At 56.8% G+C, this 14,882-nt stretch carries 8 protein-coding genes; 4 read left to right on the forward strand and 4 right to left on the reverse strand.

The annotated features are described in order from the left end of the window. Positions 1 to 101 precede the first annotated feature (101 nt). A complete protein-coding gene (locus NH234_RS08635; RefSeq protein WP_256576062.1) occupies positions 102 to 371 on the reverse strand; it encodes a DUF6124 family protein in 270 nt (89 codons plus the stop codon). A gap of 150 nt (positions 372 to 521) precedes the next feature. Here NH234_RS08635 and NH234_RS08640 point away from each other — a divergent pair, with 150 nt between their 5' ends. The 3 genes from NH234_RS08640 to NH234_RS08650 all read left to right on the forward strand — a co-directional run bounded on the left by NH234_RS08640 (position 522) and on the right by NH234_RS08650 (position 7,017). Continuing rightward, on the forward strand, positions 522 to 2,450 hold the full coding sequence (locus tag NH234_RS08640; protein WP_367256310.1) for a hypothetical protein: 1,929 nt from the start codon (positions 522 to 524) through the stop codon (positions 2,448 to 2,450). 168 nt (positions 2,451 to 2,618) lie between these two features. Continuing rightward, positions 2,619 to 4,547: a hypothetical protein gene (locus NH234_RS08645; protein ID WP_367256311.1), complete on the forward strand. Its 1,929-nt coding sequence runs from the start codon at positions 2,619 to 2,621 to the stop codon at positions 4,545 to 4,547. Positions 4,548 to 4,818: 271 nt separating this feature from the next. Further along, a complete protein-coding gene (locus NH234_RS08650) occupies positions 4,819 to 7,017 on the forward strand; it encodes an autotransporter outer membrane beta-barrel domain-containing protein (RefSeq protein ID WP_367256312.1) in 2,199 nt (732 codons plus the stop codon). 68 nt (positions 7,018 to 7,085) lie between these two features. On the opposite strand, the gene NH234_RS08655 is transcribed toward NH234_RS08650, so the two are convergent. The 3 genes from NH234_RS08655 to NH234_RS08665 form a co-directional block, all read right to left on the reverse strand. Continuing rightward, positions 7,086 to 11,318 (reverse strand): Ig-like domain-containing protein, encoded by a 4,233-nt coding sequence (locus tag NH234_RS08655; RefSeq protein ID WP_367256313.1) that lies wholly within the window; start codon positions 11,316 to 11,318, stop codon positions 7,086 to 7,088. Between the two features lie 128 nt (positions 11,319 to 11,446). Continuing rightward, entirely contained in the window at positions 11,447 to 11,842 is a 396-nt protein-coding gene (locus NH234_RS08660) for a YbaN family protein (RefSeq protein ID WP_085710384.1), read from the reverse strand. 10 nt (positions 11,843 to 11,852) lie between these two features. Then, the gene (locus NH234_RS08665; RefSeq protein ID WP_007958400.1) at positions 11,853 to 12,440 is read right to left on the reverse strand and encodes a YecA family protein; all 588 of its coding nucleotides are present in this window, start codon (positions 12,438 to 12,440) and stop codon (positions 11,853 to 11,855) included. 277 nt (positions 12,441 to 12,717) lie between these two features. Between NH234_RS08665 and recQ the strand changes: the two genes are divergently transcribed. Continuing rightward, positions 12,718 to 14,847 carry a DNA helicase RecQ gene (recQ, locus tag NH234_RS08670; protein WP_007958398.1) on the forward strand — a complete coding sequence of 710 codons (2,130 nt, stop codon included), beginning with the start codon at positions 12,718 to 12,720 and terminating at the stop codon, positions 14,845 to 14,847. Positions 14,848 to 14,882 lie beyond the last annotated feature (35 nt).

A 14,882-nucleotide genomic window follows, 5' to 3' on the forward strand; every position in this document is an offset into this window, starting at 1 on the left:
GAAATTACAGGTGCGTGTGGGTTTAAGACAAACGGTGACCTGTAGACCCAAACAACAAAACCCGCCGTCCCGAGTGATCGGGGCGGCGGGTTTTTCTTTGCTCAGGTTACAGCGGACGCCTCAGACTTCAGCTCCAGATTATCCAGCACCCGATTCACCGCCAGCTCCCCCAGCATGATCAACTGCGCAATCCCCAACAACACATGCCGCTGCGAGCCATCCACCAACCCGGCGAAGTCATTAGCCATGGTCTTGGCCGAAGTCAGGGTTTCGCAGGCGTCGGCCAGCAGTTCTTCGCTGTCGATGCCGGGGGCGATGAGGTAGCGGGTGTAGGATTTGAGCAGCGGTTTTCTGAAGATGAGGGGTTGCATCTCCGACGAACGGTCGCAAAACCTGTAATTTCTGACAGTAGCCAGCGAATATGCAACGTCGTTAAATCACGTCAGAGCAACGATTTCTGAACCTGCAGATAACGTGCAGTTGTTCAGGGCGCGTAGCCATTTCGTGAGAGGGCGTCTGTCATGCCGATGACTCGAAACCAGATCGACTCTGTAGCTCCAGATCTGAAAAAACCCAGGGTTCCGATCATTCTCAAGGATGAGAACGGCGATGAAAGCCCCGATGGGCTGCTGCCGCGCAGCGCCTTGAGCGATGATCTGCAGGTGATTGTCCCTGACTGGATACCGCCCCCCGTCGCTGATCCCATCCCCTACATCATTTCCGTCAGTTGGGTGCTGGAGGGCGGCCCGTTCACTACGGTGTGCAGAGAGACATTCGATACGCCGGGGGAGAAGGTCTTGATAGTCCCTCGGGACAAGCTGGCGCATGGCATTTACGCCTTGTCCTACGAAGTGAATTATGGCGGGAACAAACAGTACTCCTTTGATACTCGAGTGACGGTCGATCGGCTGCCTCCGGATGATGGGCAAAGCCCCAGAGCCCTGATACTGCTGGACGTTCCCGGTGACGTCATTACCGACGACTACCTCACCCGTTTTGGCGAGGTCAGGTTTCAAGTCCAGTTCTATGTGGATGCCAAGGCCCGGGACCGTGCGATTTATTACTTGACCGACAACGACAATCCGCCGGACTCCGAGCAGGAAATTCGTGAGCAAGCATTCAGCCAGCAGGACATCGATCAGAGGCAACTGATCATCACGATTTATGAAGCGGACATTCGGGTCAAGGGGCACGGCCAACGTTACTTTTATTACAAGTTGCGGGACTGGTCCGGCAACACCGGACCGCGCTCCACTCTATTGCCGGTGTTTGTCGATCTGAAACCCGGACCCGGTAATCTCAAGCCGCCTCGTGTGCCCTTGTCGGCCCGGGGATTGATCGACCGCGAGCATGCCCGCGAAGGGGCTACGAACCAGAAGGCTGTTACGGTTGAAATCGACCCTTATGACAATCCGGATGCTTCCGACAAACTTCTGATCCAGTTGAACGGTCATGATCTTGCACCCCTCGATGTCGATCCTTCGAAGCCGGTACAGACCGCGACCGTGCCTTGGGCAACATTGACGGCCGACGGGCTCGGTCCCATGGACGTACGTGTCGACTACCGCGTCAGTCGGGGCGGGACGCCGACGCCGCCGTCACCCGAAACACGCGTGCCCTGCAACTTTAAAGTCGCAGGTCAAGACCACCCCGATGCGCCCGCACTGTTGAACACCAGACTGGCGAAAATCGAGATTTACGGCGCCGTTTCAAAACAGCTGAACAAGCTGCTTCCCGATGACTACGAATTACCCGCCGAAGGGCAACTGGCACTTCATGACAATCCCGTACCTGGGGAAAAAGTTTTTCTGTATTGGGGAATCATCAGCACACCTGTTGCGGATTATGAAGTTCAACCCGGTGACACGACCGGGAAAATAATTCCCTTCAGTATCCCCTGGGAGTTTATCGGCCAGGACAAGGAAAATCCGGCGCTGCCTGTGCGGTACTTCACCGATAACGGTGTGAACCAGCAATTGGCCCCGACAACCCTGGTGAACGTGGCAATCATCATCATCAGGAATCTGCCCGAGCCGACCTTCCCCGATGGCGGGCGGGAAGGGGTACTCAATTGCTGCGCTAACCCACGGTTGTGGGTGCATGTGAAAGTCCATGTCAAAGGGAATGCCGCGTTCGACGAGGACGATACTGTCGAGCTGCGTTGGCAAGGGTGTCTGGGCCCTAATGGAACTTCCCCTATTCCGGGCGTCGTGGACTCTTTTGAAACGACGCTGAGTCTTGATCAGGCACGCAATGGTTTTGACGTACTGGTGACTGACTATGAAAAGTTGATTGCGCCCATGGTCAATTATGGATCGGCGCTTTGTCGTTACTTTTTGAGAAAGAGTAATGGCGGGCGAGGAGAGTCCAGGCCGGATTTCGTGGTTGTCAATAGAACCATGCCCAGTACGGAAGTGTGTGGGCCGGATAATGACCTTTGTGATCAGTGATCTCGCCGAAGTGGCAGGTGTTTAAGGAAGTAGGGGCGGGTAATAACTGCTGATGCGCAAAGTCGTGCCGATGCAGTGTTTTTTTGATTTGCGGTTGGTTTCAGGTGTTCTGACACGGGGTTGCAATACCCTTTGTCATTTAATCAAGTCACTGAAAGGATGATCAAGATGAACAGTGTCATTAAGTTGACCCCGGTACAAAGTCGTGAGCGTTATTTGAATATTCTCCGAAATGCACCTAAAGCGGACTTTGAGCCGCCTGTGCTGGATGATGACAATCCGCTGCTGCCTGATGAAAGTGACGATGATCCGAATCAATTGCACAAACAGTATCAAGGATTTTCATTGAAAGTGAATGTCCTCAGGTTCGACGGGGCTGACGATAATCCTCCTGTTGACGGGTTTATAAATCTGGCTTGGGATGGCACTCAGCGAGGCACCCGGCATAGATACACAACCCCTATTGATTCTGGAGTTATTGTAATCCCCATGGAGTTGCCAGAAGGTTTTACGAATGTTTCCGGGCCTCACACGTTGAGCTATGTGCTCAATCATGGAGGGAACACGAAAACTATTCCGGATCTGATCATCAATATCGACACTACGCCACCTGATGTCAGCGGTCTTGTTACTCTTCCTCCCGAGGTGGAGACCAACGGGATTACCAAGCCTTATCTGGATGCCCACGGTTTTGTCCTGATTACCATGCCAACCGTCGCCGACATCAAAAAAGGGGACGAGTATGAATGTTATTTTGGCTCGACATTTCCGACACCGGTACACGTAGGAGATTTTCCTGTTGTCGATCCTCTTGTTCCCGTTACCTTTAGACTGACGACCGCAATGGTCGGAACTGAAGAGGGTGAGAAAGCGATTTTTTACTATCGTAAGGATCGGAAAGGTAACCGAAGTCTAAATTCGCCTTTCAAACGAGTGAACGTAACATTGACGGATCCTCCAGCGAATTTGGAGGATCCAAGTATTCCGCTGTTTGATAACGACACGGCACCGAAGAAGATTGACCTCGCCGACGCTCGGATGCGCCCAGGGGTTGGGATCATCGATCAGTATGACAATTTTGTGGATGGTGATGAACTTGAGGTCACCGTCGATGGCGTTGTAATGTCAGCACAAAAAATCGCTGGCTTCCCTACTTATGTAGAGATTCCTTATTCGTACTGGCATAACGGTGATCTCGGAGAAAAAACCATTGAGGTCAGCTATAAAATAAAACGTGGAACGATTCGGCATCCTGCCAGTAATCCCCCCAAAAACGACGCTGTACTAGTCGATCTGCGTCGGCCAGGGGGCGGCGAAGGTCCAGATGATCCAAATCCCGATTTTCTTCCGGTAGATGTTCAAGGTGCGGGCGGTAATCCGGTTAACGTATTGACGGTGCTGGACAAGGATCAAGATGTTGAAGTAACAGTGGCCGCGTTCCCAGGTATCAAGGATAAAGATATTGCCACGCTGATCTGGAACGGGGTTGAAGTTACAGACGCTGAGGGCGGCGTTCTTACGTTGGATGGTACGGAGACAGATCTGGATTGGACGATCGATTGGTCTGTTGTGGACGCCGGTGGGAACGGTACGGATGTTCAAGTTACTTATAAAGTCACCAACCCTGATGTGAATGATAACGAAGAACGCTCACTTCCACAGGATGTTGATGTATTTATCAGGCCGGGTAGTGTGCCTCAGGCAAAGTTCCAGCATCTCGATCCGGATTTTGAATATTTGAACTGCCCTTCGTTGCGAAGCCATCCGGTACTTGTAAAATGTATCGAGGTTTTCGTTCCGGCCGGTGAGCCACAATTGGAAGGCCAGACGTTGACCTTCACTTATCAGGGGTACAGTGACTCGGCTGGCAGTACAGTGATACCGAATAACAAAGAGGAAGTAACGTACAAGCCAGACTCATCGGATGTGCAGAATGGCTTTACCATCAGTTTTCCGTATCAAAAATTTCTTGATACAGGAAATGCATGGGGGGCTGTGAGTTATAGCGCTGTGATTGATGGGCGGCCTACACCCTCGGAGCGTCACTTGGTCAGGGTGCTCATGAGGAATGGTGATACGACACCTTGCACGATTTGACAGGAAATTTCGGGAGGCCATTGCCTCCCGTTTTTTTGTTCAGAGAGGTTTCAGGGTTTTTCCTTATTCGTTATCGGACTTGTCCTACATTTTTCCGAGAGAAATCCGATTATCTTCCGCGCTCACTTTTTCAAGTAGATGCTTTTCGCATTTTTAATGATCTGGAGGTGGATAAATGAAAGTATTTGGCGGAAGGCTTGTCAGTCCTGCTTTAAAAAGCGCGTTTGGTGTATTGGTTGTCATACCCGCCTTTTCCTTGTCTGGCACTGGTGTGCAGGCCGCGACTATCGTCGACAACACTTCACTGAATATCGATTCAACGACAACGCCGATTGATTACCTGGTGCGCAACAACGGGGTGTTGAACGTCAACGGCGCAACCACCCAGTCGATCACCATTCAATCCGGCTCGACGCTGAACATCAATGGCGCCACGGTCGAAAGCAATCCCGGCGTCGAAGGCATATTGGTCACCAGCAGCCGGGGCACCATCAACCAGGCCAGCGTGACCAGCGACGACATAGGTCTGGCCGTCAACCGCTCTTCGATTGTCGCCGGCGGCTCCACTGTGGATGTTTCCCACAGTCAAATTCGCGGTGACGTCTTTGGTGCGCAAGTCACGGGGCTGAGTACCTTGTCGCTGGTCAATACACAGGTGACTGGCACGGGTGCGAACGGCATCGGCGTGAACATTCTGGGTGGGCAGGTGAATGCCTCCGTCGGGACGCAAATCACCGGTCAGACCACAGGCGTGCGCATGGTCAACGATACGGCCAATGTCGGCGCTCGTACGCTCTCGCTGGATAACGCCACCGTACAAGGCGTTAACGGCTCTGCGATTCTGGTGACGAGCGGTACGAATGCCACCGTCAATCTGTCGAATGGCGCCAACCTGCTGGCCGGCAACAACAACTTGCTCGACGTCCAGGGCGCTTCCACCGCCGCCATGTCCGTCAACAACAGCAGCCTGCAAGGCAACATCAACATCGCCGGCAACAGCACCGGCAACCTCACCTTCGATCAGGGCCGAATGACCGGCGACGTATTGGTCGAAAACGGCTCGACCGCCAACGTCACTCTGCAAAACAGTTCGCAGTTCACCGGCCGTCTCGACAAGGTCAACGGTGTGACGGTCAACAGCAATTCGATCTGGACCCTGACCGGCAATGACACTATCGGAACACTCGCCATGAACGGTGGGACGGTTCGCTTTGGTGCGCAGGATGTGCCGAATACCTTCTACCAGTTGAACGTCGGTACGCTCGCCGGCTCGCCGGATGGTTCCAGTACTTTTGCCATGAAGGGCAACTTCGCCACGGGGCAGCATGACTTCCTCAATGTCACCGGTGTGGCGACCGGGCAGTTCGGTTTGTTGGTGGCGGCGTCCGGCCTGGATGCGGTGAATCCACAGCAACTGACCCTGGTGCACACGGCCGCGGGCGATGCGCAATTTGCTTTGACGGGCGGGCGAGTGGATCTCGGTACCTGGTCCTATGATCTGGCCCAGCGACCGGGAGGAACGGGCGGCACCGAGTGGTTCCTCGATCCGACCACCCAGGTGATCAGTCCCGGCGCCAGTGCGGTGCTGGCCCTGTTCAACTCTCCGATCACCCTGTTGTACGGCGAAGCCAGTTCATTGCGCAGCCGAATGGGTGAATTGCGTTTCAACGGTGGGCAGTCGGGAGCCTGGGCACGCACTTATGGTAATCAGTACAACGTTTCCAAAAGTTCCGGTGTGGCGTACAAGCAGAACCAGCAAGGACTTTCCCTTGGAGCCGATGCCCGGGTGAATGACAGCGATGTGCTGGTGGGTGTGATGGGTGGCTACAGTCAATCCGATCTGAATCTTGATCACGGCACCTCGGGCACAGTCAAGAGTTACTACTTCGGGCCCTACGTGACGTGGATGGACCGCGACACCGGTTACTACGTTGACGGTGTGCTGAAATTCAACCGGTTCCAGAACGAGGCCAAGGTCAGTCTGAGTGACGGCACGCGTGCCAAGGGTGATTACGATAACTGGGGTGTCAATGCATCGGTAGAAGCCGGTCGTCACATCAAGTTAAGCAACGATTATTTCATCGAGCCGTTTGCCCAGTTTTCGGCAGCGCAGATCCAGGGCAAACGCTTCAGCCTGGACAACGACATGCAGGCTGATGGCGATCGCACCCGTTCATTGCTGGGCAAGGCGGGCGCCACGTTCGGGCGCAACTTCGACATTGGCAACGGTGCTGTGGCGCAACCTTATGTGCGCGCGGCCATTGCCCATGAGTTTGCGAACAACAACGAAGTGAAGGTCAACAACAACGTGTTCAACAACGACCTGTCGGGCTCGCGGGCGGAGTTTGGCACGGGTGTGGCGGTGGCGTTGTCGGACAAATGGCAGGTACATGTCGATCTGGATTACGCCAATGGCAAGCATATCGAGCAGCCTTGGGGGGGGAATGTGGGGTTGCGGTATAGCTGGTAAGTCACAGTCCCTGACTATAAGAAAGCCGCTACTCCCTCGCAGAGTAGCGGCTTTTTTGTGCCTGGCTTTTATGCGCGTCGAACGCCGAAGCCATCAGCTGTGCCGCCTCCGATCCCGATATCGAGTCGGGTATCAGCCTGGCCTGTGGCCGGGAAGATCACCATCCGTTTGCCGATGCCGCCCGAGTCGGACGCCCAGCACCAGCGCTCAATGGTGCGTCGACCGCTGTAGTTACTGATAACGGCTCGCCATTCGGCCAGAGAAGGAATTCTTCCTCCCATATTGGCCGCCGTGTTTGCACATACGGTGTAGGTATTGAAGTGGCCTGTGCCAAACAGACGGTCCACGTTTGAAGTGGTGACGGTGTAACTCGCGGTTTGATTCGCATTGTCCGTAACGGTAATGGTTGCTGAACCGTTGCCCTTTGAAATGACGCGGCCGTTGGTGGCGTTGACTTCTGCGACGTTGGGGTTACTGGAGGCATATCTGTAGGGAAGCACGCCTCCACTGGCCGATCGGTCACCAAAGGCGCCGGCAGGAGGGTTGGTAGGGGTGTCGTTATCCCTAAAGTGCCAGGCATTCAGACTCATAGTGGCTGGGTTGATGGTCAGTGGCGGAATCGGAGAGTTGACGGTGAAGCTTCGTGGGTTTGACGTTTGTCCGGTCGTTAAAGCCCGTGTGGTGATGGTATGTCCGCCCAGTCCTACTGCCAGCGTAGTGGTCCATATGCCGGTGTTAAGAGCAGTCGCAATGTGTTTTGGCGTGTTTCCATCGTAGATCTGGACATCATGCAGAGGCGTTACCCGGCCTTGCAACGAGACTGAAGTGTCTGTGGTCGCTCCATTGTTCGGCAGTTCCCCTCGGGAGTCTCTTACTGAATCGAGCGACGGAGCGGTGTGAACTGCGACGGTGAAAATACGAACCGCCGACTCCGGTTGTGCCCCATAAAGTGCCTTGGCCTTGATGTTGTGCGGCGCGACGCTGAGGCCGGTGAAGGTCTTGCTCCAGTCGCCATTGGCATCGACATTGGTGACGGGCGCGACGGGGGTGGTGCCGTCGTAGAGCTGCACGGTCTGGCCGGGGCTGGCCTTGCCGGTGACAGTGACGCTGGTGTCGAAGGTGGTGCCGTTGTGCGGAACGCTGCCCTTGGAGTCGGTGACATTGGTGATGGACGGAGCTGAGGCGACCGCGACGGTAAGGCTGCGAACCGCCGACTCCGGTTGTGCCCCATACAGTGCCTGGGCTTTGATGTTGTGCGGCGCGACGCTGAGGCCGGTGAAGGTTTTGCTCCAGTCGCCGTTGGCATCGACATTGGTGACGGGCGCGACGGCGATGGCGCCGTCATAGAGCTGCACAGTCTGGCCGGGGCTGGCCTTGCCGGTGATGGTGACGCTGGTGTCGAAGGTGGTGCCGTTGTGCGGCACGCTGCCCTTGGAGTCGGTGATGTCGGTGATAGTCGGTGGAACAGCTGCCATCACCGTAAAGGCACGGATCAGGCTGGAAACCGGGTCCGCTGGATATAGAGCGTGAGCTGTAATGTGATAATCCTTGATCTGGAGGTTGAGCAGGGTCTTGCGCCAGACGCCATCGGCACCAACATCAGCATTGCCGTGCGAGGTCGAGCCATCGAAAATCTCGACTGTCTCATCTCGGGTCGCAGAGCCTTCGACAGTTACCTGCTCAAAGAAAGTCTCGCCACCTTCTGTAACCTCCCCATTGGCGTCAGTCACATGGGTGATCTTTGGCGTCAGCCAGTCGTATAGGGTTCTGATCGTAAGCGGCAATCCCGGGAACTCAATTGCATCGACTTCTTCAGCGCTGCCATCAAACGAGACTTTGCAAATCACGTTCGCCGGTGTGGAATGTCCCAGTTTCATTAACTCGCTTCGAAGCAGCACTTCATTCAGCCCGCTGCTGAATTGCGCGGGAGTGATTTCCACGCCATCGAGCATCCGGATGATGTGGTCGCTGCCCACCGCTGTCTTGCCTTCCAGCCTCAGCCAGAGACGTTGCTTGAGCGCAATGTAATGCCACTTGGCAACGAGTATTGTGGCGTTCCCGTTGAACGTCCTCAGATCCAGGACCCGGTTATCGTCTGACTCAGGTACTTGAGGGCGAGGCAGATCGTTCTCGGGGTCGTCGAATCCCGTTACTCTCAGGCCCAACGACTCTGATTCTGTCTCGTGGCCATAGCGGCGCACGAAGTACTTCACGTCCACTGTTTTGTTGATGTTGGGGCCAATGACCGTTGGGGGAAGATGAAAGCCCACGCTGCCACTGCTGTGCCCGGGTAGCTCAAGATCATTCGATGTGCCGGCGCCTGGAGTTCCGATCCAATGCAGGGGAATGATATCGAGGGCCGGATTCATACTGCCGTAGCTGACGTTGACGTCCACACCGTTCAATCCATCCATTGCTTTGAGTACGGCGTTCGGTGCCTGTTTGACTTGTGGCGCTGGCAATTCACCTACCAGCGACCCGATCAGCAGATTGAGTGCGGCGGAGTGACTGTATAAACCTGTGGACGCGTGCTTGAGCGAGTAACGCACTCTGACGTACTGCCCGATACTGATCGTGACGAAGTTCGCGGGCACTCGAAAACGCAGCGGTTTACCGGCGCTCGGCGAGGTGATGGGCACCCAGTCGCTGATGCTGCCCAGCGGATGGGTCGCCTGCCAGTACCAGGTCAATATGTCGTGTTTTTTCGTCGGCGGATTTTCAATGCTTATGTGGACGACATCGAAGACTTTGGAAGGATCGAGCACATCCTTGTCTTTGTCGGCTTCCTCCACCTCGGGTCTTGGCAATGTCGCTGTGACGGCTTGCACCTTGACCAACAGATGCTCCGACTCTCTGACACCGTAGAGTTCCGTTTCGTCATAGGACACGGTGTACCAAAGATCGAGTTTGCCCTTGTCGAGCACGATGATGTGCTCTTTGTCGACGTAAGCAGTGAAAAAGCCTTCTTTCGCCTCGTTGTCAGTGACGGTGTGAGTGAATTCATGGACATAGGGCTGGCCGTTGGACTTTTCACCTATCCAGTGACCGGCGACCAGGTCGCCCTTGGCAATGGTCAGGTACGTGATCCGTACCGTGGCATAGGGCCTGTCCGACTCGAGTATGTCACCCAGCAACTCGACAATCGTCGGTGCGTCCGGCATCGATACGTCACCCACCACGTCGGCGAACTCACGTTTGGAGGATAACGGCAGACTTCCGTCTGCCTTCGTCAGCACGTAGGAGGCATCCGCCCGGCCCATGGCGATGGCGCGGACTTGTGCGTAAGGCACTGCGAAATCCATGACACTCGGGATGTTCGCCACCGTTCTGGATTCGGTGTGAATCAAAGGCTTGCTACTGAAGGGAGTGCCGACCCAGGTCATTTTTACCGAGTCGTTCAGCGCGAAGTCCGAGCCCTGGATATGAACCTGGACCGTGACGTCCTTCTGGTTCAAGTTGATGATCGTTATGATCCCATTGACCGATTCCTTGATAATCGGGGCTGGCAGACGCCAAGCGCCGGCGTCGACGGCGATCCGCGTGCGTTTGGAGTGCCGGGAAGACCAGTTCCATACATCATCGTGAGGGTCGTACTTGATTTCCAGTGCCGCGCTGTCGCCACCGGCCAGAATGTCTTCCTGTTTTGCGACGATCACGATGGGGTCCTTGCCCTCCGCCTGAGCTTGTGTGACGAGGTGCGGCGCCAGGGTATGGCTGCCCCACCGCATCAGAATCGTGTCTCTCAGTGTGATTTCCGGGTAGGCACGGACAGTCAGCGGAACGCCTTTTTTCGCCCAGTCGGCGTCGATCACTCCCTGATCGATGATGTCCTGCGGCAATTGTGCGATGTGCAGTTCTGAGTGCCCGTCAGGTAGATGAGGTTCCTTGTCGCGGCCACCGGGGCTGGTGAGTTTGACCCGAAACAGTGACAACACAGAGGGATCGTCCGGCGCAGTTGCACCGAACCGGGTCAACTCATAAAAGCATTCATGCAGACCGGGAGTGAACAGCTCTTTGGGCAGGTAAAAAAACAGATGCCTGTCCTTTTCCCCCGGTTCAACCGTTCGGGTGAATACCGCAACGTCGTCCCAATAAACAACATTTTTATCCCCTTCCAGCATGTCGAGGTACGCCACAATTACGCACAACACGCCGCTGTCACTTTCCGAAACCACCACAATATTGATCCCGCCATCGGCGTCCTCGATTGGCGTGACTGCACCGCTGATCTGCATGGGCCGAAGCGCCAGCGTGCCGGGCTGGTGGAGATCGGGAAACAGAAGCGGACTGTGGGTGAGCATGACGAAACTCCTTAAAGAGCACGCAATGGGATCGCAGACAGTTTTTTATTGAACCTGAGGAGAGGAGGAGGGGCTACTGTCAGATCTGACAGGTGAACAGGGTTTTTCGACGAGCGGTTGCCGAGCTCTCAGCGTTTGTGCAGGGTTTTCTGTCGCAGAATGTAGACCGTCACCAGCACTGCACTGGTCAACATGAACCCGCGCGCCCACGGCAGCGGCACCAGGTAGCACGAGAACAGAATGCTCGCCCACATCAGCCCGATCGCGTAGACCTTGCCCTTGAGCGGTATGCCGTTGCCGTCGAGGTAGTCGCGGATCCATGGCCCGAGTCGGGGATGCTCGACCAGCCATTGATAGAAACGCGGGGAGCTGCGGGCGAAGCAGGCGGCTGCCAGCAGAAGGAAGGGAGTCGTGGGGAGAACAGGCAGGAAAATCCCGATCACCCCCAATGCCACGCTGAGCCAGCCGATGGCCAGCAGGATGTAGCGCAACATCAGGGGGCGGTTGCCTATGGGGTTGTCCATAGGCCGGATCTTAGTGGTGACGTGGCTTTAGGATCGCCGGTTTTTCGTCGGGTGCCTGGCACAACAGGTACAGCGCGGTCAGGGCTTCCGGGATCTGCACTATCATGTCGTCCATCAGGTTTGCATCCTTGGCGATGTCTTCGAACTCAGGCTGTTCGTCGAACAGGCCCGAACCGACCATGATCGGCAGGAGCATTTCGCTGACTTCTTCTTCGGCGGTTTCGAACCAGGCCGCTTCGCGCAGGAACACGCCTTCCATGAAGCCGATGCACCAGCCGCGCAGTTCGGAATCGTCCGGGTCGTCGCCCAGGTCCAGTTCGCATGGCAGCTCGAACTCTTCATCGGAGGCCAGTTGGCGGGCGATGTGGGCCTTGAGGCCGATCAGCGTGGCTTCGATCTCTTCGCGCTGGGCTTCGCTGCTGTAATGCGGCTCTTCGGCGAACAGGGCGTCGATCCACTCACGATCCGGCACCACGTCGGCGCAGATCGACAGCGCGGTCAGGTAACCGTGAGCGGCCACGTAGTCCAGCGCCTCTTCATGCAGCTCGTCGGCGTCGAGGAAGACTTGCAGGCGGGTTAGTTGCTCGGCGAAGGACATTAAAGGGCTACCTTGGGGGAATAAACAATGCGGGAATTCTAGGCCTTCTTGAGCCCTCAAGCCAGCCGCACGGCAGATTTGCCCGCACAAGCTTCTTATCGGCGGTGCCCTTTGCCGGGGAGGGCTCGGGTATACTGCCGCGCTTTGCGATCCCTGCCGGTGTCGCGGCTGATTTTGTAGAGCGCGATGCAATGCGCCCTTACGTTTTGTTTAAAGCAGCTTCGGCTGTCTTGAATCAGCCTGTGCAGGGATGTTTCGGTGGATTTTTGGAGTTTTTATGCTCGAACAGGCTCAACGCGTCCTCAAGGACATCTTCGGCTACGACAGTTTCCGTGGCCGTCAGGGTGCAATCATTGAGCGCGTGGCCAGTGGCGGTGATGCCCTTGTCCTGATGCCGACCGGCGGCGGCAAGTCCCTGTGCTTCCAGGTACCGGCGCTGCTGCGGGACGGCCTGGCGGTGGTGGTTTCGCCGCTGATCGCGTTGATGGACGATCAGGTCGCCACCCTCGAAGAGCTGGGCGTGGCGGCTGCCGCGTTGAATTCCACGTTGAGCGCCGAACAGCAGCGCGATCTCGCCAACCGGATCAAGCGTGGCGAAGTGAAGATGCTCTATCTGGCGCCGGAGCGTCTGGTGCAGCCGCGCATGTTGTCGTTCCTGCAAGGTTTGAACATCGCGCTGTTCGCCATCGACGAAGCGCACTGCGTATCGCAATGGGGCCATGACTTCCGTCCGGAATATCTGCAACTGGGGCAGTTGGCGGAAATGTTTCCCGATGTACCGCGCATCGCCCTGACCGCCACCGCCGACAAGCGCACCCGGGAAGAAATCGTCACCCGCCTGCATTTGCAGAACGCCGAGCGTTTCCTGTCGAGCTTCGACCGGCCGAACATCTTCTACCGCATCGTGCCCAAGGAGCAGCCGCGCAAGCAGTTGCTGGCGTTTCTTGCCGAGCGACGCAGCGACGCTGGCATCGTTTACTGCCTGTCGCGCAAGAAGGTGGAGGAGGTGGCCGCGTTTCTCACCGAACAGGGCTTCCCGGCGCTGCCGTATCACGCCGGCCTGCCCAACGATCTGCGCGCCTATCACCAGAAACGCTTCCTCAACGAGGAAGGCCTGATCATGGTCGCCACCGTGGCCTTCGGCATGGGCATCGACAAACCCAACGTGCGTTTCGTCGCTCACCTCGACCTGCCGAAATCCCTGGAAGCCTATTACCAGGAAACTGGACGTGGCGGCCGTGACGGCCTCCCGGCGGACGCGTGGATGGCCTATGGTCTGCAAGACGTGGTGATGCTCAAGCAGATGCTGCAGAACTCCGAAGGCGACGAGCGCCATAAGCGTCTGGAGCAGCACAAGCTCGACGCGATGCTCTCGCTCTGCGAAGAAACACGCTGCCGCCGTCAGGCGTTGCTGGCGTACTTCGACGAAGACATGCCCGAGCCCTGCGGGCATTGCGATAACTGCACCGACGGCGTGCAGACCTGGGACGCCACCGAGCCTGCGCGTCAGGCGCTGTCGGCGATCTATCGCACCGGCCAGCGTTACGGCGTCGGCCATCTGGTGGACGTATTGCTGGGCAAGGACAACGAAAAGGTCCGCAGCTTCGGCCATCAACACTTGTCGGTGTACGGCGTCGGCAAGGCGTTGAGCGAGAGCGAATGGCGCTCGCTGTTTCGCCAGTTGGTTGCTCGCGGTCTGGCCGATGTCGATCACGAAGGCTACGGCGGGCTGCGCCTGAGCGATACCTGCCGGCCGCTGCTCAAGGGCGAAGTGAGCCTGGAGTTGCGCCGCGACCTCAAGCCGCAAGTCAGCGCCAAGAGCGGCAGCAAGAGCCCGGCCAGCCAACTGGTGCGGGGTGAAGAGCGCGAACAGTGGGAAGCGTTGCGTGCCCTGCGGCGCAAACTGGCGGAAGAACACGGCGTGCCGCCTTATGTCATTTTCCCCGACTCGACCCTGCTGGAAATGCTCCGCAGCCAGCCGACCTCGCTGGCGGACATGGCCCGGGTCAGCGGCGTCGGCGCGCGCAAGCTGGAGCGTTACGGCGAGGCCTTCCTCGAAGTACTCGGCGGCGAAGCCGAGGCGCCGAAAGTGGTGGCCGACGTACGTCACGAGCTGATCACCCTGGCCCGTGCCGGCATGACACCGCTGCAGATTTCCGGTCAGTTGCAGTGCTCGGAAAAGAACGTTTACACCATGCTCGCCGAAGCCATCGGCAAGCAGCAATTGTCGCTGGAACAGGCGCTTGATTTGCCAGAGGACCTGATGGGCGAAGTCCAGGACGCGTTCCTCGACGGCGAGGGCGAGTTGCCGTCGGTCGCCGAAGTGGCGGAGCTGTTTGCCGGTCGCGTACCGGAAGGTGTGCTGTATTGCGTAAGGGCTGCGCTGCAATCGGAATTCGAGATGTGAGCATTTGCTTACACAAACCGTTATACGGATGTAAC

The sequence above is a fragment of the Pseudomonas sp. stari2 genome (assembly GCF_040760005.1).
GTDB lineage: Bacteria > Pseudomonadota > Gammaproteobacteria > Pseudomonadales > Pseudomonadaceae > Aquipseudomonas.

Coding starts and splice junctions, on each gene's coding strand:
- NH234_RS08635 (WP_256576062.1), bottom strand. CDS start 371: ATGCAACCCCTCATCTTCAGAAAACCGCTGCTCAAATCCTACACCCGC.
- NH234_RS08640 (WP_367256310.1), top strand. CDS start 522: ATGCCGATGACTCGAAACCAGATCGACTCTGTAGCTCCAGATCTGAAA.
- NH234_RS08645 (WP_367256311.1), top strand. CDS start 2,619: ATGAACAGTGTCATTAAGTTGACCCCGGTACAAAGTCGTGAGCGTTAT.
- NH234_RS08655 (WP_367256313.1), bottom strand. CDS start 11,318: ATGCTCACCCACAGTCCGCTTCTGTTTCCCGATCTCCACCAGCCCGGC.
- NH234_RS08660 (WP_085710384.1), bottom strand. CDS start 11,842: ATGGACAACCCCATAGGCAACCGCCCCCTGATGTTGCGCTACATCCTG.
- NH234_RS08665 (WP_007958400.1), bottom strand. CDS start 12,440: ATGTCCTTCGCCGAGCAACTAACCCGCCTGCAAGTCTTCCTCGACGCC.
- recQ (WP_007958398.1), top strand. CDS start 12,718: ATGCTCGAACAGGCTCAACGCGTCCTCAAGGACATCTTCGGCTACGAC.